The organism is Williamsia limnetica (assembly GCF_003217475.1).
GTDB lineage: Bacteria > Actinomycetota > Actinomycetes > Mycobacteriales > Mycobacteriaceae > Williamsia > Williamsia limnetica.
This window is the reverse complement of the sequence record NZ_QJSP01000026.1, coordinates 1-18,024: the sequence shown is the minus strand read 5'-3', so window position 1 is coordinate 18,024 and position 18,024 is coordinate 1. Positions and strand designations below refer to the sequence as shown.

The 18,024-nt window shown below is 64.4% G+C and carries 21 protein-coding genes and 1 pseudogene; 5 read left to right on the top strand and 17 right to left on the bottom strand.

Annotated features, from left to right (window positions below):
• Nucleotides 1–58: 58 nt before the first annotated feature.
• The 6 genes and pseudogenes from DFR67_RS28005 to DFR67_RS27985 form a co-directional block, all read right to left on the bottom strand.
• Nucleotides 59–1,288, bottom strand: coding sequence for an ApeA N-terminal domain 1-containing protein (locus tag DFR67_RS28005; RefSeq protein WP_281268389.1), 1,230 nt, complete (start codon nt 1,286–1,288; stop codon nt 59–61).
• A 55-nt stretch (nt 1,289–1,343) separates the two neighbouring features.
• Nucleotides 1,344–1,478 carry a TIGR02391 family protein gene (locus tag DFR67_RS31645; RefSeq protein ID WP_425451355.1) on the bottom strand — a complete coding sequence of 45 codons (135 nt, stop codon included), beginning with the start codon at nt 1,476–1,478 and terminating at the stop codon, nt 1,344–1,346.
• A gap of 49 nt (nt 1,479–1,527) precedes the next feature.
• Nucleotides 1,528–1,932, bottom strand: a pseudogene (locus DFR67_RS31640) (TIGR02391 family protein); the annotation flags it as partial.
• Between the two features lie 326 nt (nt 1,933–2,258).
• Nucleotides 2,259–2,831 carry a hypothetical protein gene (locus DFR67_RS27995; protein ID WP_110472740.1) on the bottom strand — a complete coding sequence of 191 codons (573 nt, stop codon included), beginning with the start codon at nt 2,829–2,831 and terminating at the stop codon, nt 2,259–2,261.
• Nucleotides 2,832–2,928: 97 nt separating this feature from the next.
• Nucleotides 2,929–5,010, bottom strand: a complete 2,082-nt coding sequence (locus DFR67_RS27990) for a relaxase/mobilization nuclease domain-containing protein (protein WP_146240558.1) — start codon at nt 5,008–5,010, stop codon at nt 2,929–2,931.
• 26 nt (nt 5,011–5,036) lie between these two features.
• Complete coding sequence (locus DFR67_RS27985) at nt 5,037–5,474, bottom strand: plasmid mobilization protein (RefSeq protein ID WP_110472738.1); 438 nt, start codon at nt 5,472–5,474, stop codon at nt 5,037–5,039.
• A gap of 508 nt (nt 5,475–5,982) precedes the next feature.
• Here DFR67_RS27985 and DFR67_RS27980 point away from each other — a divergent pair.
• The 3 genes from DFR67_RS27980 (at nt 5,983) to DFR67_RS27970 (ending at nt 8,989) form a co-directional block, all read left to right on the top strand.
• Nucleotides 5,983–8,070, top strand: a complete 2,088-nt coding sequence (locus tag DFR67_RS27980) for a KAP family NTPase (protein WP_110472737.1) — start codon at nt 5,983–5,985, stop codon at nt 8,068–8,070.
• 317 nt (nt 8,071–8,387) lie between these two features.
• Nucleotides 8,388–8,771 (top strand): hypothetical protein, encoded by a 384-nt coding sequence (locus DFR67_RS27975; protein ID WP_110472736.1) that lies wholly within the window; start codon nt 8,388–8,390, stop codon nt 8,769–8,771.
• A gap of 5 nt (nt 8,772–8,776) precedes the next feature.
• Entirely contained in the window at nt 8,777–8,989 is a 213-nt protein-coding gene (locus DFR67_RS27970) for a hypothetical protein (RefSeq protein WP_110472735.1), read from the top strand.
• A gap of 29 nt (nt 8,990–9,018) precedes the next feature.
• Here DFR67_RS27970 and DFR67_RS27965 read toward each other — a convergent pair whose 3' ends face one another.
• The 8 genes from DFR67_RS27965 to DFR67_RS27930 all read right to left on the bottom strand — a co-directional run bounded on the left by DFR67_RS27965 (nt 9,019) and on the right by DFR67_RS27930 (nt 12,822).
• The gene (locus DFR67_RS27965) at nt 9,019–9,816 is read right to left on the bottom strand and encodes a Fic/DOC family protein (protein ID WP_158540057.1); all 798 of its coding nucleotides are present in this window, start codon (nt 9,814–9,816) and stop codon (nt 9,019–9,021) included.
• A 27-nt stretch (nt 9,817–9,843) separates the two neighbouring features.
• Nucleotides 9,844–10,086, bottom strand: a complete 243-nt coding sequence (locus tag DFR67_RS27960; RefSeq protein ID WP_110472733.1) for an antitoxin VbhA family protein — start codon at nt 10,084–10,086, stop codon at nt 9,844–9,846.
• Nucleotides 10,087–10,091: 5 nt separating this feature from the next.
• Nucleotides 10,092–10,370, bottom strand: a complete 279-nt coding sequence (locus DFR67_RS27955; protein WP_211325182.1) for a hypothetical protein — start codon at nt 10,368–10,370, stop codon at nt 10,092–10,094.
• A gap of 20 nt (nt 10,371–10,390) precedes the next feature.
• A complete protein-coding gene (locus DFR67_RS27950) occupies nt 10,391–10,624 on the bottom strand; it encodes a hypothetical protein (protein ID WP_110472732.1) in 234 nt (77 codons plus the stop codon).
• Entirely contained in the window at nt 10,621–11,232 is a 612-nt protein-coding gene (locus DFR67_RS27945; RefSeq protein WP_110472731.1) for a DnaB-like helicase N-terminal domain-containing protein, read from the bottom strand. Before DFR67_RS27945 ends, DFR67_RS27950 begins: the two co-directional genes overlap by 4 nt.
• Before the next feature lie 22 nt (nt 11,233–11,254).
• Nucleotides 11,255–11,542 (bottom strand): hypothetical protein, encoded by a 288-nt coding sequence (locus tag DFR67_RS27940; protein WP_110472788.1) that lies wholly within the window; start codon nt 11,540–11,542, stop codon nt 11,255–11,257.
• A 17-nt stretch (nt 11,543–11,559) separates the two neighbouring features.
• Nucleotides 11,560–11,802: a glutaredoxin-like protein NrdH gene (nrdH, locus tag DFR67_RS27935; protein ID WP_110472730.1), complete on the bottom strand. Its 243-nt coding sequence runs from the start codon at nt 11,800–11,802 to the stop codon at nt 11,560–11,562.
• 438 nt (nt 11,803–12,240) lie between these two features.
• The gene (locus DFR67_RS27930) at nt 12,241–12,822 is read right to left on the bottom strand and encodes an LPD29 domain-containing protein (protein WP_110472729.1); all 582 of its coding nucleotides are present in this window, start codon (nt 12,820–12,822) and stop codon (nt 12,241–12,243) included.
• A gap of 532 nt (nt 12,823–13,354) precedes the next feature.
• Between DFR67_RS27930 and DFR67_RS27925 the strand changes: the two genes are divergently transcribed.
• The gene (locus DFR67_RS27925) at nt 13,355–13,720 is read left to right on the top strand and encodes a hypothetical protein (protein ID WP_146240557.1); all 366 of its coding nucleotides are present in this window, start codon (nt 13,355–13,357) and stop codon (nt 13,718–13,720) included.
• Between the two features lie 95 nt (nt 13,721–13,815).
• On the opposite strand, the gene DFR67_RS27920 is transcribed toward DFR67_RS27925, so the two are convergent.
• From DFR67_RS27920 to DFR67_RS27910, 3 genes are all read right to left on the bottom strand, one after another.
• Nucleotides 13,816–14,040, bottom strand: a complete 225-nt coding sequence (locus DFR67_RS27920) for a hypothetical protein (RefSeq protein ID WP_110472727.1) — start codon at nt 14,038–14,040, stop codon at nt 13,816–13,818.
• A 468-nt stretch (nt 14,041–14,508) separates the two neighbouring features.
• Nucleotides 14,509–16,074 carry a ParB N-terminal domain-containing protein gene (locus DFR67_RS27915; RefSeq protein WP_110472726.1) on the bottom strand — a complete coding sequence of 522 codons (1,566 nt, stop codon included), beginning with the start codon at nt 16,072–16,074 and terminating at the stop codon, nt 14,509–14,511.
• A gap of 120 nt (nt 16,075–16,194) precedes the next feature.
• Nucleotides 16,195–16,746 (bottom strand): hypothetical protein, encoded by a 552-nt coding sequence (locus tag DFR67_RS27910; protein WP_110472725.1) that lies wholly within the window; start codon nt 16,744–16,746, stop codon nt 16,195–16,197.
• 559 nt (nt 16,747–17,305) lie between these two features.
• On the opposite strand from DFR67_RS27910, the gene DFR67_RS27905 reads away from it, so the two are divergent.
• Nucleotides 17,306–17,884 carry a hypothetical protein gene (locus DFR67_RS27905; RefSeq protein ID WP_110472724.1) on the top strand — a complete coding sequence of 193 codons (579 nt, stop codon included), beginning with the start codon at nt 17,306–17,308 and terminating at the stop codon, nt 17,882–17,884.
• Nucleotides 17,885–18,024 lie beyond the last annotated feature (140 nt).

The following is an 18,024-nucleotide window of genomic DNA, read 5'->3' as shown; positions in this document are numbered from 1 at the left end:
TGAGTCGGTCGCCGATAGCTGCACAAAGGCGGGTGTCGGTGACCGTCGTGTGCCGTAGCTAGGGGGGTAGGTACTCGGTGAACGGAGTTCGGCGCACAGTGTGAGTGAGCGCGGCAACGCCTTGTTGCTGTTTTGGGGAGAGATAGTCGAGTTCAGCAAGCATGACGAGATGCAGCAACGTTTTCGTGACGTAGAGCAGCGCTTGCCCGATTTCCGGGGGAATCTCCTTCATATCGTCGTAGTTTGAGTGACTGATTGCGTTGCGTGCCTGCGTTATCCATTTGGCCCACAAATCCTCCTTGTCCGCCATCACCTCCCGGACCGCCGCGGGGTCTGGAAGGGTGAGGAGCATACGCATCCGGGCAGTGAACCCAGGTTTGTTTCGTTTGATCATGCTGAATGCCCAGTCCCGCGCATCTTTGTCAGGCAGCTTCTTCAGATACTGCCTGAGTTGTGCGTACGAGTCCGGAGCAATGCCGGTGGCGTCGGGAAATAGGGCATTACTGAAGCCTTCAGCGGCCGATGCAACGTTGAACAGCTTATTCTGATAATACCCGGGACCGCCATAGTCGACGCTGAAAAGCACTGCCGCAGAGGGCTCTAACTTCTCCCGCAGGCACAACCAGGTTGGGAGCACTGTCGGCAGATCGTCCAACTTCAACAGAAAAGTTGGGTACCAGTGATCCCGGATCACCGGCTCGGTTTTCATCTTGACATCAACGCGAGTACCGCTCTCAGTTGTGAGAACTGGCAAGTCCTTCCGACAGTCTGCGTTACCCACCAAGGTCAAAAGGTCCTGGACGAACTGGACAGTGTCACCAAACCCGGACCAACTCCGAGACTCACCGGATTCGACACGGAGGTACACCCCCTCACTGTCATCGTTGACCAGACTGAGCCGCTCCCCGGGACACAGCGGGTTTGCGATCCCCTGTGGCAAAGCGGCGTTGACTTGTCCTCTCGTCGCGTAGTCAGTCAGGGCTGACAGTCCCACGTCTATGCGGCGAAAGGCTCTTTCCTCTGCCGATGCGAGATGAACGCCGATCAAGGCGACGTGCACGTGCACGTGGGATGTCATTGAGTCAGACGAGGTCTGGAAGCAGCCAAGCAGGGTTACTCGCCGCCCCCGCCCCGTTTCACCCCAAATCACGGCCGCCGTGTCCTGCCAGTCGAGAAGGTGGCCGTCTAGTTCTAACCGAGGAAACTCATGGTTCATGGTTACGAGTTCACCGGGAATGGCAACGCTGGAGGCTTCGGGTAGCCACCACGTACCTGTGTCGGTTGCGATCGGAACCTCCAGTCCGTCTGCATACTATGCGCCACGCCGAGGAAACGCTGGACAATCAGGGCTGCGCAGACCGATCGAGTGCTCGCATGAGAAGACTCGCGAGCGCCAGCTGCTCGAGTGCCTCCTCTGAGGTCACGGGAAAATCTGGGCCGTGCCCTCGCGGATTGCGCAGACCTTGCGATGCGCCCATGAACAAGCAACTTGTAGCCCTCTCGCTGGTCGGCTTTTTGCGCTTCGTCAGTGCCGTTCGCCGCGACATCTATCTGCGGGGCCTGCTCGCTGAAGACCTTGGCCATCAGGGCGCGCCCGATAAGGCTGCTACCGGACAATTTCTGAACGCGGGACTCGACGGCTTTGAACGCCTCGAAGATCGCGGCTCCGTAGTGATGTTGTGCGAACTTGGTCCCGCTTGCAGCCGAGATCGCAGGATGCAGTCCTGGGATATCGATCTGCGGTGGTTGGGTGGCGGGCAGGTCCGGCGCCGGTCTGTACTTTCCGGATGTGTGGTCGAGGTCGCCACCGTCAGGGAAAGGACTTTTGAATACCTCGACCTCGGAGAGTGTCACTCGCTTGATCCGCCCATTGGGCAACTCGTAACTGATGATGTCGCCCTCAATCACGTCGGCGTCCACCGCGAACGTCATTCCGTGTTGAGCACCGAGGTCCACGCCGTCAATGTCAGCGGTGCTGACCTTTCCGCCTTCGGTGCGTTCTCGTGTCATAGAGGTGGTCTGCAGTTCTGGCATACCTGACATCATCAGCGAATGGTGACATACGAGCGTCGTCGTCCGAGGGATCATGGCGCTTCCCCGCCCGCGTACTCATACGGTGCCCAGGTCAGGGTGGGCGATGTTGACAGGTATCGACAGGTCGGGCGATAGTGGTGGTATAGCTGGTGCCACTGCGGTGAGCATCAGAAGTGAACCCCAGGAGATCCTGCCGGAAGACAGGGCCTGGGGTTCGCGTGTATCTACAGGGCGATGTCGATGAGCGTGACCGACGAGCTCAGGGTTTGATAGCAGCGGTCGTCGCCGCATCGCATTTGCGTGATGGCTCCGCAGCAGGCGTCGGGAATCCAGAGCATGGGATCGGCCGGGCCGCCAATGTGATCGATGTGCAGCGGGCCCCTGACGTGATGCTTGCGCCGTAGGTAGTCCAGGGTGTCGTGGTCGCGGCGGTCATCTTTGCGGCCGCGGGACTCGAAGTAGGCGTGGCGTACACCCAGAGCAACCAGCTCGGGGAGCATCCGTTCCACACACAAACGGCGTTGCCGCTCGGGTCTGTCGGTGGTCGACGCGTCGGACCGGACCACCACCAGGTGCTCGACGTCAAGGGAAGCGATCGTGGCGGCGATCAGTTGTTGGCGGTGCTCGTCCTCTTCGCGCCAGTGCAGCTTTCGGTGCCCCTTGCCCAACAACAGGGCGCGCATCGCCGCGCGCGTCACATCGATGCTCTCCGCCGTGCAGATGGCCGCGCTGAGAATGTAGGTACCGGGATCGAGGGCGCCGTTGGACCCCGATTCATCGAGCCATGCGTAGTACACGGTCGCTCTCCTTCATCACACGCCGCGACCGTGTCGCTCGTTCACTTCTAGAACGGTATCGCCCACATCCATCGGACCCGTCCGATGGGCGCGAGCGTTACCGGCCGTAGTCCTCGCGCCCCGCCTCCCGGCGGTGCGGCGCGGCGGTCGGTGGCCGGTTCGTGTCGGTGGGCCGGCCCGCCGGTGGCTGTGTGCGTGTGCGGGTGGCAGCGGGTCCGGCGGCCGCGAGGTTCGCCCGCACGCGGGCGCTGTCGGCACCGGAGGCGATGGTGTCGAACTTCGCCGACGCCGCTGCGGTCGCCGCGGTCAGCTCGCGGGCGCGCTGGGCGTGCCCCTCGGCCTCCAGGGCCGCAGCGATCGCGCGGGACGTCGCGGCGAGTTGCGAGAACACCGCCAGCCACAAGTACTTCGGGTCATCGCTACTGGCGGCGAGCATCATCGCTGCCACCCGACGTAACCCGCCGCCGGGACTCTGCGGCGCAGCGGTGGGGGAGCGTCGGTGTCCGGACGCGGCGGAGAGTGCATCAGCCATCCGCGCGAGCTCGGCCGGCTGGTCGCCTTCGGTGTGCACCGACCACGCCGACATCGCGGCCGCGGTCTCGCGGGCAGCGCGCGCCCATGTCCCGGGGCGCGGTGTCGCAGCCGCCGGGTCAGCCAGTGTCTCAATTCGCTCCTGCCAGGCCCGGGCACTGCGCCCGGCAGCAGCCCACCCTTTGGCTTCGGCGGAGACCTGAGCGGCCTGAGCCGCCGCCGGTGCCACTCGCGCCCACGCATTCACCGTCATCGCTCCGGTGGCCGACTGGGGGCCAGCCGGAGGCCACTGACGCCGAAGCTCCGACAACGCCAACGTGTTGTCGAGTTTCCCGCCGCCATGCCACACCGGGTGCCCGTCACGGTCGCTGTAGATCGACGACGGCAGCGCTGCGGAATACCCGGTGATGCGATCGGTGGTGCCCGGGGCGTACCGGGGACGCAGCAGCACCCCTTTGTCGCGGGCGGCCTGAATGAAGTTGCGTTCCGTCGAGCTGCCTTGTGCCGCTGCCATCAACCGGTCCCGGAGTTCGGCGCGGGCCTGCTTCCACGACATCCCCGACCGTGCGCTTTCGGCCTCGGCCGGCACGACCGTCGCAGCCGGGTCGATCGTCTCGCGCTGATGATGCGCCCACGCACTCGCCGCGTCCGCGCGTCCGCCCGCATCGGGTGCTGCCCACCGCTCGCGCAGTCGCGGCAAGGTCAAGTCGTTGCCGAGTTTCCCGCCGCCATGCCACACCGGGCGCCCGTCACGGGTGGCGTAGTCGCCGGTCGGCAGCGCCACCGAGTACCCGACCACCTCCGTCTTGGACCCGGCTTTGTAGCGGGGCCGCACCAGCAGTCCGTGCGCGCGGGCCAGCCGCACGAACTCGGCTTCGGACTCGGCAGCACCGGCGACCGCACGGACCCGCCGCGCCAACGCCGCCTTGGCTGGCTCGCTGCGCCCCGTGCGTTCGGCGATGTTCTCCTGGGCAGGGGACGAGCCCTTACCGGGATAGCTTTTAGCCCGCCCCGGGGTGACCTTGAGGCCGTGGGACTCCTCCAAACGCGTGCACAGATTCTGCGCGCGCCACTTGTCGCCCTTGGGCCGGTCCTCGCCCGGTTCGGGGAACCACAGTTTCACGACACTGCCGTCATCACGCACGCGTGAGGCGGCGATATGGATGTGGTCGCCTTCCCTCTTCGACAGGCCGTGACGGATCGCGACCCACCGCGCCGGCGCATCACCATCAGAGTCAAAACCCATGCCCGCCATGAACTCCTCAGCGATCTGCTGCCACTGCGCATCAGACAAGCCCTGGACCGTCGCGCCGGCGGGCGTCAACGCCGCCGTCTCCTCCGGCGACAGCGACAGCGAGCAATGCCACACGTTCTCATCGCGGGTCGCCAGCGCGATCGCCGCCGCACCCTTGACGCCGCGTTCCTGAGCCGCCGCCAACGCGCCCTTGTCGCGCCGGGTCACCTCAGTGCCGAACACCAACCGCGCCATATCCAATTGCTCCGACAGCGCCAGCGCCTGCTCCCGCGTCATCTCCATCCCCGCGCCGCCGGCCATGCTCACCGACCCGCTACTGGCCGCCACCACATGGGGATTGTCGTGCTCGTTCGCCCGGCCCGGCCCGGCCAAGTACATGACAAGACCAGTCATCTTCGCGCCGTTCTCGATGTTCGGGATCACCCGCGCTGACCCTCCAGGCCGAACGTCGCCTCGAACGCTTCAAACACCCGCCGGTGCGAGCGCATCACCGCATCCAATGCCGGCTCGAAGTCCGCCGGAATCTGCCCATCGCTATTGGCTTGGCGAGCGATCTGGTTCATGTTGTTGCCCACCGCCGCAATCAGATTCTGCAACGCCACCGCCTGCTCCCACGCCTGCCGGCGGGTCTGGTAATCCACACTCGGCGCACGGCCCTCACTCAAGGCCCGCGTCACCATCAACCGCTGCACAGACATACCCGCTGCCTGCGCCCGCGCTCGCAGCAACGCCTCCTCATCCGTGGTCACCTTGACCTCGATCTTGCCCTGCCGGCCCCCGGGCGTATTGGCCCTGCGGCGCCGCAAAATTGACCGCGAGGCACGCGACGACTGCCCCTGCGCGTCGTCGTCGGTCATCGCGATCTCCCGCCCTGTCGGCTTGTTGGCTTGTCACTCTCTTCCGGCTCAGCGCAGCGAACCCACACCCGTGAGGACCATCCACCAACACCGTTGATGGATGCACCGTACCGCGACCCAGGGACGGTGACAAGCTTTTAGGCATGCCTAAAACACAGCTTGCTCCGCGAGTAGCCGCGTCAGCGGGTTCCGAGCGGAATCCCGCGCGCCTTCGGCGCGACAACAAAACTGCATCGCCCTCCGGGCGATTCCGTTCGCCCTTCGGGCCACGCACAGCACGGCCTGCCGGGTGCGCATCACGGCGCGGCCGACGCCGAGCAAAGCGCTCAGAAACGTCGGCTTAGGACAGCGGGGGATTCGCGGACGGGAACGACGTGCCTCCCGGCTGGCCGTTATAAGAGAACGGGACCGCGAGTAAGCGTCAACAGGGACGACATGCGCTGGGGCGCGAAAGAAGGCGACCGGGAAAAGGCAGCTCCGACGGGTCCGATGTCGCTACGGTTGCACCGTGAATTCCCAGATCCGGAATGATGACGAACCGATCACCACGAAGGAAGAAGATCTCTTCGGCCGAGACGGCTATGCCACGCGCGTCGCCGAACAGATCGCCGCCACGCACTCAAACAAGGCGAGCGTAGTGTTCGGACTCACTGGGCCGTGGGGCAGCGGCAAAACGTCTCTAATCAATCTTATCGAGAACGCGCTTGCTCTCAAGGGTGGCGAGTATTCAGTGGTCCGGTTCACGCCGTGGGCCGCGCAGGACGTCAGTAGTCTTCTCGGCGAGTTCTATGCAGCACTATTGAGCGCACTGCCGGAAAGCAAGCTCGACACAGCCCGACGGGCGTTCGGCAGTCTCCTGCGTATCGCGGCACCTATGGCGATCGCCATTCCGATCGCCGGCCCGTCAGCGAGCGCCGCAGCGACAGCCGCTGCGGACTCTCTTACAGAGCATCCGGCGTGGAACAAAGCATTTCAGACCGCTGCGGATCAAATAGCCACCGGTTCCAAAAAAATATTGGTTGTGGTCGACGACATAGACCGGCTTCAGGGCGACGAGTTGTTGACCGTGCTCAAGGTGGTCCGACTCCTCGGCCGGTTCCCCGGTGTGCAGTACCTCCTCGCATACGACCACAACTCGCTGATGCGCACACTCGAAACCGCGCGCACAGCGGGGTCGGCCAGCGAGGCCCGGCGCTACATCGAGAAAATGGTGCAGTACCCAGTCCCGGTCCCAGCTCTCATCGGCGCGCAGATCGTCAGTTTGCTCAACGCCGGCATAGCCGATGTGATGCAGCGTCGACGTCCCGATAGTGACTTGACGGATATGCACAGACTTCGAGATCTCGTACCGACCATGCGCGCCACATTGATCACACCTCGGTCAATCGGTCGCTACATCTCGCAGTTGGACTACGACCTCAGCATGCATCCGCCCGGCGAGACCGACATCGAGGACGTCATGGGCCTTACCCTCCTACGCGTAGTCTTCCCGGAGCTTCATACCAAACTCCCGCAATACCAACACCAGCTCGTGACAAGCCCCACTTACGAAGCTGCGACAGGCAGTATAGGGACCGGTGAGTACGAGCCGTTCAACCCCGACGATCTGCTCACCGAGCTCACTCCCGCCGTCAAAGAACACGCACGCACGATGCTGCACATGCTGTTCCCCAAGTTAAAAAGCGATCACAACTTCAACCCTCGGCGGGGAGTCGCGACGCAAAGTTACTTCGGCCGCTACTTCACGATGGCGATCCTCGCTGACTTCGACCTCCCAGACAGTGTGGTCGGCGAAGCCATACAGGCAGCCGTCGGCGGCGGCGACGGCACCGAACTCCTCAAACTGCTACACACCGATAAACAAACTCTCGCATTCCTCGCCCTCGACAAAGCGCAAGAAGCGTTCTCGGCGGAACTTCAAAAAGAGACAACGACCGCCGGCAGAGACCAAAAGTGCCTTGCGCTGCTAACTCTGCTGGCACCCGCGCTCGACGACCTCGGCGAGCCTGGAGCGTTTCTGTTCACGCTTCAAGACTTGGTCAGCCGATGGGTGGCCCGAGAAGTGCTGGCAGCCATCTCCAACGACAGCGACCCGGCGAAGGTCGCGGCCGCTTTGACACTGATACACGTACCTCGAACACGTATCGCAGTCCTGCATCACGCAAAATCGTCCCCGCAAATGCAGGGCACGCCGCAGTGGTGGGCATCAACGCTCGACGCAGCGCTACCCGACGCACAGGAAGAGTTTCTGAACCACTTACGGGAACAGGACCACGCACCCGAAATTCGTGACGATCTGATCGAGTTTTTCCGCCTTGCCTACGCCGTCGGCGTTGACCTCGACCCGCTACGCGACGGCATCGCAAGCGCGATCGCAGCCGGAGAGTTCGGCATTGAGCACCTCGCGTCTCGTTTCATCACCACAGATCTCGCCAACCAATTTTCTCGAAACCAAAATGACTTCGACATCATCGCTCCCCGCGAAGACTACAAGTGGTACGCGCAGCCCGAGCACCCGTTCACCGTCGACGCCAACAACTGGACAGGCCGACGAATACTGGCCGCTGGCCGAATCGAGAAACCAGACGATAAATGAGAACCCAGCGGCCATGCCTCTGCCGCGGCTTGCGCGGTCGGCCCTCAGGTGTGCGCCGCGTTGGCGATGGTGACTTCGCCGTCAGCAGCACCAGTCTCATTGTATTGCCGTACGTCGCAACGCAATGGACACGCCGCCCCCTCGCCAGGCAGCGAGGCAACAAACAGGTTCGATCCGGCGTTACGATGAGAATGAGGGACCACCTGGTTCGTCAGGTGTGTGGATGCATATTTGCCGTCTGTGTTCACGCGCTGCTGTAAGCGAGAGGGTTTCCCTTTCGTCTCCGTTTTGCCGTCAACGAGAGAAGAGAACACCGCATGTCATCTACTGCTGCGATCGATTTCGACACCATCGAAGCTCAGGTCCGCGCCGACGCCGAACGCAAAGTCACCGTCCTGCGCGAGATCGTCGACACCCACACCGAACTCACCCGCGAACGCGAGGAGCTTTTGTCCGCCGACGCCGACCGTGTACGGCGACTGACCGCGCTGCTGGCCGAAGCCAGCGCGGCCGGGTTCGACCGCAAAACTTTGGCACCGTTCCACGCCGAACCACTGGGTGCCAAACGCCCCGCCACCCGCAAGCGAACCGCCGCGCCGCGTGCACGCACCACCCCGGCACCAGCCGACGACACAGACAGTTCAGCGGGCACCACACCCACCACGTCGACGGCCGCCGATGCTGCGCCGGTGGGCGGCTGAGGGCGATGCTGTTCACCGTCCTGTGTGCGGCCGGTGTGATTGTGGGTGCGTTCATCGGTGGCCTTGCGTTGGCGATGGCGCCTGAGCCCGATCCGTCGCGCACGCAGGCGTCCAGGGACAGCGGTACGAACCCGTGGCCGACGGTCGTGTGCGGCGCGGTCGCCGTCGTCGTCGGCCTGGCGGGACTGCTCACCCAGCTCATCGCGGGCTGGGGATAGAGCACCGACTGTAGTCGCGCACTCCGGTGTTAGCGGCCGTAGTCGTCGGTGTCGCGGCCCGGCCGCGAACCCGGCGGCCGGCCCGCGGCGGGGGGATCGCTCGCACCCGGCGAGGTGGTGCCCCGTGATCTCGTCGCGTCGCGGGGATGGGTGGGGTGATCACGCCGCGCGAACTTCGCGGCTTGGCGTGCGGACTCGAACCGCGGGTCCGCCGGCGGCAGGCCGGGGCGGGCGATCGTGATCCGGTCGAACACCGGGACCAGCTCGTGGTGATGCGGTGTGTACTGCCCCAGATCGGGGCGGCTGAACTCCGATTGCTGATTCCACAACGCCCGATCGATCTTGGCGTAATCGATGTCGTACCGCGTCATCTCGGCCATCTGAGAGATAAACAGCTTGCCCGCACGACCGTTGCCTTCGCGAAAACAATGGGCCGTATTGACGTAGGCATAGACCTTCGCGGACTGCTCCACGAACGCTGCCCGGTCCAGCTCCGGCCACGCCGTGGTGGCGATGATGTGGGCGGTGTCGGCAAGGTAGGACCCGATCCGATCGGGTGTGGCGAACGGCAGCCGCCCCTTGGACATCTCCACCTCGCGGTACTGACCCGCCCACTCATACACATCGACAAATAGATGCGCGTGCAACGCTTGCAGATGCCGTGCGTCGAACGTCCGGTCGATCGGCACTGTGCCGCTACGGATTTCTTGTTCGCGCACCGCCGCCCGGAAGTACTCAAACTGATCGAGCTGAGTTTGATCGGCCAAGCCCCGCTTGTTGATCAACACGGTGGTACCGGGCCAGAAGTAGTCGTTCCATCCCCTCACCCGCAACCCCGCATCACCCGGCGGGCGTTACTGCGCGCGTGCGCCGAACCGGGCCGCCATCCGCGCGTCACTGCGGCGGACAGCTTCGTCGCCGTCGATGTCGCCGCGGACCAGGGCGGTCAGATCCGCAATATCCGCCGGCTCCGGCGTCCAGCCCTCCAGCACACCGTTGGCAATGGTGTTGTGCACCGACCACCGCTGCTCGATGCTCAAGCCAGCGAACAGCTCCGGGTACCGCAGCGCCCACCCCGGTTCCTGAGACGTCGTCATAACAGTCATGGTAGATCCCTCTCCATCGGTCCGGGTGTTTCCAAGCCCAACGGCTGCGAGCTCGGGGCACCGGGTTCGCGGCCAGATCGGGCCGCCACGAGCTCAGCGAGCATCCGAGCAACTTCCTCCTCCGCAGTGCTCTGCCCACGCAGAACCCGCAACGCCGCAGCAATGTCACCGTCAGTCAGCCCGGAGCCTTCCATCACTTCACCGGCGTTCACTCCCGCCAGGATGCGGTGCTCCCTGGCGGTCACCGGCCGATCAGCAGGTGGCACCGGCTCCATCGCTGCGTCCCTTCGCGCGGTCAAAACAAGGTCCCCTGAACCTGCGCCGCCTTCTCGTCAGTGAACCGCTCATAAGCGGCGGCCATCCGTGCCACTGCCGCCAAGGGTTCTTCCAGCTCGACGGCGATCTGTTCCCAACTCAGGTGTTCGTCGTAGTGCATGTGCCAGGCCATCGCGTGCACGTCTTGCGCCCGCAACACCGGACCACCCACCGGGCCACTGGTCGTCGTCAACGGCCGCTGCGGGACGCTCACAGCTTGGCCAACTGGTCGCGTTTGGTCAGCCACAACTCTTCGGCCCGCTGCTGATGACCAGTCAGGTTCGCCCAATGCCCGGCCAGCTCCTCAACACTCACCGTCTCGCGGACCTGAGCCATCCGGGCCAGCAGCCCGGCGTACCCGCGCCGGTACCACTGGTCGATGACCTTGGCGGCCAGGTGCGGCAAATCCACCCCGCCGACCACCGGCCCCCGGGTGGGGGAGGTGATCGCCAACAACTGCCCCGCCACCGCCGGCAGACGGCCAGTCTCGAACAACTGCGCCTGCACCAGCGCCGGATTCGGCGGTGCTCCACTATCAAGGACCACACAGATCGCCTCGAAAATCTCCCGGTGCGCGCGGCTCCAGAACGGATCCCACCGGCCACCAGTAGTCATGATCTGCCGGACCTGGCGGGCCATGTCGGCCGGCGCCCACATCAGCGCGGTGAGAAAAGCAGCCTCGACACCAGAGGTGACAGCGGTTTCGGTATCGAGGTCGGCTCCCATCCCACCGGGGAACTCGCTGGCAGACAACGCGGATTCGTCGACTGCTCCCGTCTCAACGACGGCGGGTTCGTGTAGGTCGCTGGTGGTGATGGTCATCGTCTCGTCCCCCTCGTCTCGGTCACTCGGCGACGTGGGCATAAGCCAGGTCCGCGTACACACATCCCGGATCGTGCGGGTCTGACAGGTGCTGTTCGCATTCGGTGCAGCAGTCATCAGGCCCGTAGCGAAGGTCATCGGCGGCCTGCCATGACCGGGTGGTGTGGGTGTGCTCGGCTCGCTGGGCCAGTTCCTCCAGGCGCGCTGCCACCTCCAGGTCGCCCGCACGCCTCGAGGCAGCAGCTTCACGCCGGTAGTGGACGGCACGGTCGGCGTAGCTACTCGGTGTCCGGGTGGTGCTCGCAGTCATGATGTGCTCCTGTCTTTTCACGCGGCCTGCGCGGCAATCGCCTTGATTGCATCGGGCCGGAAACCGCTCCAATGTGCCTCTCCGGCAACAACAACGGGGGCTTGCAAATATCCCAGGCTCATCACGTAATCCCGCGCCTGATCGTCTTCGGTGATGTCGACGACGACATAGGGCAGTCCAGCCTTGTCCAGGGCTTTGTAGGTGGCGTTGCACTGCACGCACGCTGGCTTGGTGTAGACGGTGATCGTGGTGTCAGTCATGGTAGAGAGCCTCCGCTGGTTTCGTGCGACTGGTGTCGGTATCAATAGGTCCATTGTATCGGTTTATGCGTTGTGCTGCAACCGTTTTGGGTAACCAGTGGGTCACTTGTTGAACAGCGTGCGGCAGTGGGAAGGGTGTCATTTCCTGATATCCGCCGCTCTCGTGGCCCCGGTGTCAGAGTCCAGTGGTGACGGGGAGGAAAGTCCCGCGAAATAAGCGCAGCGCGTGGGGCTTTGGTGCCCAGAGCCACTTGACTCCGGCGGTGGGGCTGTTCGAGATACTCCAGCGGGTCAGGCAATGCCACCGAATCAGGTGAAAGTTTCGGCGTGCGCCTGGCCATCTGCGCGAAGCGTGGTGGGGCCGGGCTCGATGCCCGGCTCCACCAGTCCCGGCGTGAGCCTGGCCGCATTGCTGGGGCCGACCCCCGCTGGGGGATTTCAGTAGCGCGTGCGTGCGGGGGTGGGGGCGGCGAGGTCGGTGATGTTCAGCGCCGACCCAATAGCGGCGCCCATGTCGTAGGGCTGACCGGGCAGGGGTTCGCCGAGATAGGACAGCCACCGGTCCGGATCGATGGTCAGCATGGCCACCGACCGATGCAACGTGTTGTAGGTCAACGTGTCCGGGTCGATGTTCTCGACGGCGAACGCTGCGGCCATCTCACGGTTCTCGCTAAGCATCTGGCGGGCGGCGGCTTGCACGGCTTCGTCGGAGAATCCGCGTGCGCCGTTGATGCCGTCGCAGTGATAGTCGCGGACCTCGGGCAGCTCGGCCGGGTCGGTGCAGACCAGCTTGGCGTCGATCAGGTCGTAGCTGTCAGTCATGCCGTTGAACTGCGCACCCTGAAACTGCGACCACTGAGCTTGGGCCTGGGTGTAGGTCGGTCCGTCAGTCCAGGCGACCCCAATCCACGCGCTGGCGGTGCCCCGGTTGCAGCGCACCGAAAACTTCACGTCCGGCCACACCGCACGCAGGTGCTTACGCAGTTCGGCGGCGGTCTCTTTCGTGCTGTAGCTGGTCATCTCTGGTTCTCTCCCTTACCCATTCGGCCGGAACCTCCGTGACCGGAGGCCCCTCATTTCCTGATACCTGGCCGCATTCGCAGACGGGCCGCAGGACCAAGAAGGGAGCACAAAGAAACCGGCGCGAAATAAGCGCAGCGCGTGCCGGTTTGTTTGGGGGAGTCTCTTGGTCCGCAGGTCCGGCTGTGGAAAGAATCGGCCTATCAGGGAATGAGAACCTCCCCGCTGTTGGGAGGACAGTTCTGTTGCGCCGCAGGCGTATCCGATCAGATGACCGCGCAGCGGGCACATGTGCGATGCCCGTGGGTATAGCACGAGCGGTGTGGAAGAGCCTGACCCGCGCGCCTTGGAGTGGTCGGACGGTTCCCCGGGGGAGGGAACAACGACCCGCACGGGTCAGGCTCGTTCCTGACACTAACAGAAAGGTAGGACATCCAAGCGTTACGAGGTTTGTTATCGTGACGGTCAACTTTAGGGAGGGAATGTTATGAGGAATCGGTTCAAGCGCCTGGTTGCTAGTGGTGCTGTCGCGTTGGCGGTCGCGGTGGGTGGCGGGCTGGCGGTGGGCGCTGCGCCCGCGACCGCTGCCGACGTCCGCGAGACACAGGGCGTATGGGTGATCACGCTTACCCATGAGGAGACCGTTGCCGCCTCGCAGGTCGGGGCGGGCCATGTGATTAACGCCGTGCTGGGCAACGATCACTGGCGCGTCACCCTGGATGAGGATTCCAGGTACAGGGGCGGCAGCTACTACCGCCCCGACAAAGCCCGCATGTGGAGCAACGTCACCGGCCAGCAAGTCATTTCCGAAGCCGCCGCCCACCGGGGCGGGTATGTGGTGCTTGGGGTGTTCCCCGACAACCCGGACATGCCGCTCTGGGTCGCACAAGCCTGGTAACCGCACCACTGACCGGGGATCAGTGTCCTCACACCGATCGTCTCTGACACGCCAGAAGGGACCCACCTCCATCTGTGAAGGTGGGTCCCTTACTGTTAGGCGCTCTCGATGGCCTGGATGCCGAGGGCTTCATCGAGGTAGTAGCCGGCCCTCTCCATATCCTGGTGCCCGGCGGTCGGGTCGGTCAGAACCGTGTTCGCCAGGCTCTGGGCATGGTGGGCAGCTGATCGTTGCCGGTCGGTGCCGTTCTCGGCGGCGACGGCCTCGTGGATGGCTTGCCGAGTGTCTTCGAGAAGCTGGGAGATGCTGGAGGTGGACATGATGGTTGGCCCTTTCGTTGTGGGTGGCGATTGACGCCTTGCGTTCGCGCTGGGCGGGGTGGGCAGTCAACCCCGAAGAGTCCCGGCGGCCGGAAATGAATTTCATGCGAGCGCAGCGAGTGTGGGATGAAAATCGTTGGAGCGCAAGGGCGCAGCGCAGCGGAGAACGGGCGAGAGCGCAGGGGCGTGGGTTGACAGGTCGGGGTCCCCGGTCAGCGACACTGAGAAGGCGCGCGCCCCCGGTGGTGACCACCGGAGCGAAGCTCGGGCCGAAGGCACGACACAAACACTGGGGGCGGGTGAGAGAAGTAGGGAGCCTGGCCAGCCGCACTCTGAGAACACGCTTGGGACGGGATTGTCCCGGCTGACCAGGCTCGTTCGCGACGTTAGCAGCGTGCGGCCTCTGCGGCACGCACGCTGCCGGGGCAGGAACCGGTGTAGTTCCTGCCCCGGCTTCGCTGAGGGTGGTTAGTCCAGCGGTACCTCATCGGCGGTGCTGTCGCCGCAGATCACCTCTTCGACGTCGGAGAGGGTGTACCCGAACACCGCGACCAACATCTTGAGGTAGGTGGCTCGGTGGGCGGTGTAGCTGCGATCGGTCTCGCGCCACGCGCTTTTGGGCATGTCGGCCTCGTGCGCGCCGATCGCGATGGCCAGGTTCACGATGTGGCGGCGTTCGGCGCTGGCCCCGGCCATCGCCTCCCCCGGCTCGCCGCCGCCCAGGAACTGCCGGGTGAGCGCTTGGGCGTTGCCGTCTTGGCGGCTGTAGCCGAACAGATCGTGGTTGTTCCACATCGTGGCCGCGAGGAACTCGGCCACCTGCCCGATCGCACCCTTCGGCAGCGTCTTACGGGACAGGTATTCGGCGATCTTCTCCCGCCGGACCTGTAGGGCTGCCTCGGCTTTTTTGTTGAGCGCGATGGTCTGCCGCCGCGCGGCGCGGTCGGCTTCCTTCTTCGCGTCGATCTCGGCGTCGGTGGGCATCGGATCGGCTCCGGCGGACCCGTGGCCGTAGGTCCGGGCCTGTAGTCCGGCCGCGTCGGGATCGGTGACGTACCACTGCGTGGCCACGGCGGTGTCTTCGGTGCGAGTGAGCGACCGCATATCGAGCAACCCGTCCTGCGGGGTGGCGTCGGGGTCGTCTTCGTCCAGGGACCAGTCGATGAGGTCTTCATCGACCCGGTTGCCCTGCGCGTCGGTGTAGTAGTCCTCGAACTCGACACTGACGTACGCCAACCGGTAAGGGGCCTTGACCTGCTCGATGTCCTCGACCGCGTTGCCCTCGGCGTCAGCGAGGCGCGTCAGCGGCTGAGCCTGCCCGTTGTAAGCGGGCCGGTTGCCGGTCGCGGCAATACCCTGCTCGGCGTACTCCGCGATGGCGGTACGGACCAGGGCACGTTCGGCGGCGGTGTCGGCCAAATGCTGAGCGACGTGCTCGAACCGTCCCTGCGCTGCCCCGGCCAACAACCGGGCGGTGGCATCGGGGTCGTCGTCATACTGAGCCAGGGTCGCCGCCTGCTCCAACGTCAACTCACCATGGGTCTCGAACGCCTCCAACGCCGACGCGGAGCTGGCCGTCGCCAGCGCGTGGTCGACCTGCTTTTTACTCGTGCGCACGCTTTTCGAGATCTTCGTGGCCGACAACCCCGCCAACGCGAGCTGCTCGATGGCGGTGACCTCATCACGCCGTGTCAGGTTGGTGCGGTGGGTGTTGGCGACCATCTGATCGATGATCCGCGCCGCTGTCGCCGCCTTATCATCGTTGGTGTCGTCGGCGGGGACGATGTACACCGGGATCGTCGCCAAACCTGCTTCAATCGCGGCAAGTGTTCGGCGCTGCCCATCTCGCACGAGAATGTCAGTGCCGGTCTCTACGGCCAGCACCGGCAGGCGGATACCGTCACCAACTGAAGCGATGAACTCTTTCGTCAACGCCGTGGTGGTGCGAATATTGGTGTCGATGACCAGGGTGGCCGGGTCCAGGTGACGCAATTCGCCTACGCCAGTGGTTGTTGCGGTGGTGGTGTTTGCCATGAGTGTTCTCTTTCTCCTACTGTGGGTTGAGAAAGCAGGCGGGCCGACTACCGATCGGCCCGACTGCTTTTTCTCGTGTGACCGATAGACCGAGTGGCTACCGGGGTTCTGGGGTAGTGCCTAGCGGTTGATGCGGATCTGGTCGGTGGGGTAGACCACGAACGTGCGGGTGCGTCCTGCGGTGCTGCGGGCGATCAAGGTGATGACGGGGTATTCGGTGGCGCTCTCGCCCCACTCGGTGCCGGTCACTGTCCAGGCTTCGCCTGATCCGTCGGTGAATACCGCTCCGGCTGTGATCTGCTGGGCCGCAACCACTGTCGTGGCGGACTTTCCGATTCTGTCGGTGCCGGTGTCGGCCAGGAGCTGGGCGGCGATCGTGCGGATCTGGGCCAGCCGGTTGACCTCGGTGAGGTGGTCGTGGGCTTCGTGGTACCAGGCGGCGCGCTGGGTGCCGGTGGTCGCGATGTCTTCGGCGTTGCCGATGTAGATAGCTGCTTCGCGGGCGCTGCGCTCGATCGCGTCATCCAGGGCGGTGCACCAGGAACAGGTCTGCTCGACCATCGCAGCTTCGAACGTGATGCCGCGCAGGGTGGCCGACAATTGGACAGCGGCCATGTTCGGGGTGGCGATCGTCAGGGCGTCGAGTTCGGTGTAGAGGTCGTTGATAGTCATTGCGGTAGAGCTCCCTTCGTGAGGGATGAGGCTCTGGCCCTGGTGACCAGAAGTTCCTCATTTCCTCATAACTGGCCGCATTCGCAGACGGGCCGGAGGACCAAGAAGCGGAGACAAGAAAGGCCCGCGAAATAAGCGCAGCGCGTGGGACTTTGTTGGTGGAGTCTCTTGGTCCGCAGGTCCGGCTGTGGAAAGAATCGGCCTATGAGGGAATGAGACCTCCGTAGGAGGAATACAGTTGCGCCGTAGGCGTATCGGAGTAGGTGACCGCGTAGCGGGCAGTCATGGACGCGGCAGCGGACACGAGAAAGGCCGGCCACCTGGCGAGAGTGGCCGGCCTTCGGGTTGGCGTGTGACTCCCCCTCGTCGACGCTGGGAGCCAGCTGTGCGGGAGCTGCGCTAGGTCGCGGTAGGGCTTGGTGCCGCGGTAGCTCTAGGTGGTTTGTCGTACGTCGGGGATGTGGGCGAGGGGGGGTCAAGCGTTAGGTGGCTGCTACTCATGCCCAGGGGTGGTCGGTCGTTAATGGGGGGGGTCCACGTTTCATCAAAGTCGGGCATCATGGAGCTGGTGACGGACTGGGATCGCAACAGCCGGCCCGGCGTTGACCTCCTATGGCCGGGTCTTCATGGGGTGACGCAGCGCCCCGGGGTCGTTGGCGCGGGCGGGGTGTGGATTCGCGACGTCGGTGTGCTGCCTTCGCCCGGACTCATTGTCGACTTCTCAGCCATCACGCCGTTTAGCCTGGCGGGGCTGGGTTTGGCGCGTGTGCGGCGGCGCGGCCGGAAGGCCCCTGTGCCCGTGTTGAGCCATCTGGCCCTGGACCTCAGCAACCGGCGCGCGGTGTCAATCATGTACCAGGTGCATCCCGGCGACGTCGAAACGCCGCTCGCGCGTGGGATGTTTCCCGACGAGCACCCCGCAACCTGGACGACAGCGCTTACCGACACCCACCACGTGCTACTCACCGTGGCGCACTGCGCACCACTTCTCGACGCTCGCACACCACAGGCCGCGATCGGCGCGCTTGATGACGCGTGGACCGGACTCATCGGGTGCGACGAAGAGTGCGTCACGCGGTCGAAGTTATTTCCAGCCATTGCCTGCACGCGGCATTCTCGGCTTCGTGCTGCCGAGTAGACAGGTGCCGCCTTCGGATCTGATCCGCTCCTGACATAATGGCACTGAGGGGGACCCATTCTATGGTCCAGTCGCTATGCGGCTTGGGGTTGGTGGGTCGTGGTCCACTGTAGGGCGAACTCGGCGGGGGTGAGTCCGTG